Origin of the sequence: Pseudomonas yangonensis (assembly GCF_009932725.1) — a bacterium.
GTDB classification, from domain to species: domain Bacteria; phylum Pseudomonadota; class Gammaproteobacteria; order Pseudomonadales; family Pseudomonadaceae; genus Aquipseudomonas; species Aquipseudomonas yangonensis.
Genome location: NZ_BLJU01000078.1, coordinates 1 through 1082, shown reverse-complemented (window position 1 = coordinate 1082; position 1082 = coordinate 1). Strand labels below are relative to the sequence as shown.

General features: G+C 62.0%; 1 protein-coding gene and 1 pseudogene. Both read left to right on the top strand.

Annotated elements, in window-relative coordinates; translation table 11 throughout:
- Positions 1–577, top strand: a 577-nt coding sequence (locus tag GYB81_RS23560; RefSeq protein WP_161897980.1) for a class I SAM-dependent DNA methyltransferase, incomplete at its 5' end; no start/stop codon positions are given.
- A gap of 110 nt (positions 578–687) precedes the next feature.
- Positions 688–1082: pseudogene (locus GYB81_RS23555) on the top strand (sterol desaturase family protein); the annotation flags it as partial.

The following is a 1082-nucleotide window of genomic DNA, read 5'->3' as shown; positions in this document are numbered from 1 at the left end:
CCATTTCCTCGATGCCGGCTACGCCAGCAGCGGGCTGGACATCAACCAGCCGATGCTCGACCACGCCGCCCAGCGCTGCCCCGAGGCACGTTTTTTCCGGCAGGACATGTGCGGCTTCCAGGCCGACCAGCCGCTGGACCTGATCACCTGTTTTCTCTACTCCATCCACTACAGCGCCAGCATCGAGCGGCTCAAGGCCTGTATCGCCAGCGTACACCGTGCCCTGGCGCCGGGCGGGGTATTCTGCTTCAACGCCGTGGACAAGCAGCGCATCGACAACGCCTCGTTCGTATCCCACAGCGCGCAGCATGGCGAAGGGCAGTTGCGTTTCAGCTCCGGCTGGTTCTACCGCGGCGAGGGCGAACAGCAGGCGCTGCGCCTGCGCATAGAACGCACCCAGGGTGAGCAGAGTGAGATCTGGCACGACGAGCATCCGATGGTGGCGGTGAGCTTCGCTGAGTTGCAGGCCCTACTGGCGCCGTATTTCGAGGTGCAGGTGCTGGAGCATGACTATCAGCGCCTGGCGCCGTGGGATGCCAAATCCGGCAACGCGCTGTTCGCCTGCAGCAAACGCTGAGCCGTATGCGGCTGTGCTGGCTCAAAAGTGTGCTTAGGTAACTATTCTCATTTGCTAAAGCATCATTCTTGCTTATCATTCCGCCACTTTTGCCGGGGGAGGCTGGAGTGATGCAAGAGCTGTCGCTGGCAGCCGATCCGTTGACCGAGCTGCTGGCCGTCGTGGTCAGGCAGTTTCAGGGCCTTTTCGACCTCAACGGCCGTATCGGCCTGGTCTTCATCCTGCTTTCCTACAGCGTGGCCTACCTGCTTTACCGCCGGCGTCGCGTGAGCAGCGGCATTGCATCGTTCTGGCAGTTCATCGGTGGGCGCCAGGTGCTGCTGCATCCTTCGGCGCTGCTCGACTACCGCTACTACTTCGTCCGTGCTCTGCTGCGCGTGCTGCTGATCGTTCCGGTGATCGGTCTGGTCGACCCCTATGTGCTGCATTCGGCCGACTACATGGCCTTCTTCACCAATCTCTGGGGCGCGCGGCCGCAACTGGGTGAGAACCTTGGCCTGAGCCT